Below are 1,334 nucleotides of genomic sequence, written 5' to 3' on the forward strand. Positions count from 1 at the left end.
TATATGGAATCCACGTATTTACAAAGTGATTTTGGCAATAAAAGTTAAGATTCGGTCGTATATTCGGCTTCTTATTGAAGGAGCTACCCTCTAGCCTTTGATGTTTTGCGCACCTACTGTCCTTATCGCGCTAGCAGCTTTTTACAGCATGACAGAATGGCCAGGTTCTCAGTAGGTTGGTCTTACCTTTTATGCATCATCATTTTGTAAAATTTAAAAATTTGGTAGTGATTAATGAGTGAGTAATACTGGTTTATATTCAGTCTCATACCGAAGCATTGCCCACGCAGTACGTACCACTTTGTTAGCCAGTGCAATGCAGGCCTTCTTGAAGCCGATACGATCTATGATGCTCCTCAACCAAGCGTCCTTCTGAGTCTTCGGTTTTTCGGGTAGTCGCCCAACGTATGACATTGCGCCAAGATAAAGAAGCGAGCGTAGCTCCTTCACACCACCGCATTTATCGATCCCAATCATAAAAACTTTGCCTCCTGAACTGTGCTGTTTAGGTGTAAGACCAACAAATGCTGAAGCTTGTCTTCCATTCTTGAACTGCTTTCCATCACCAAGAGTTGTATAGAGCATCGCAGCAGTTGTTTCACCAACCCCTTCAATGCCCATTAATCGTTGGCACGGCTCTATCTGACGGGTTAAAGCATTTTTCTCTTTTTCGAATGCGATGAGTTTTGCTTTAAGTTCTTTATATTGCTCCCAAAGCATCGACAGAACGGATACGACATTGGAGGGTATTGGTGTATCGCCATCAAGCACGGTTTGAACCGACGCTTTTAAGCCTTTTTCACCTCTAGGGTTTGCTATCCCGTAGCCCAAAATTGTCCCTCTAATGTGAAGAGCTAGGGAAACAACACTACGAGATAAGAATCTACGGCTAGTTTCTAAAGAATGCATAGCTTGTTGTTCCAATGACTTTGGACGACTGTACTTGATACCAATTTGTATAGCGGCGTTAGCGATGGCGAGAGCATCATTATGATCCGTTTTATGACCTTCTAGGTATCCTTTCACCTTCTTAGGGTTAATGATTCGGACTTCATGCCCAAGTTTTTCTGCTAATTGCCCCCAGTAATGGCAACCGCAACAACCTTCCATGGCGACAATCGAAGGCTTAGCCTTTGCCAAGAACTCTTTCATCTTCTGGCGACTCAGAGGTTTATTGGACATTAGCTCACCATGAATGCTGATATGGCAGGCTTGAAGAACATTTTTTGCTAAGTCGATAGCGATAACATTTTTAGTCAACATATTGGAACCCTCGGTTTTTTCTCACACTCCTAAGTCTAGATTGCTAAGGAGGGAGTGGATTCCATACATCA

General features: G+C 43.0%; 1 protein-coding gene. It reads right to left on the reverse strand.

Translation table 11 applies throughout. The features are described from left to right. Positions 1-231: 231 nt before the first annotated feature. The gene (locus AB4274_RS21740; protein ID WP_102398621.1) at positions 232-1,263 is read right to left on the reverse strand and encodes an IS110 family transposase; all 1,032 of its coding nucleotides are present in this window, start codon (positions 1,261-1,263) and stop codon (positions 232-234) included. Positions 1,264-1,334 lie beyond the last annotated feature (71 nt).

This window comes from Vibrio sp. 10N.261.55.A10, from assembly GCF_041470825.1.
Lineage (GTDB): Bacteria > Pseudomonadota > Gammaproteobacteria > Enterobacterales > Vibrionaceae > Vibrio > Vibrio crassostreae_C.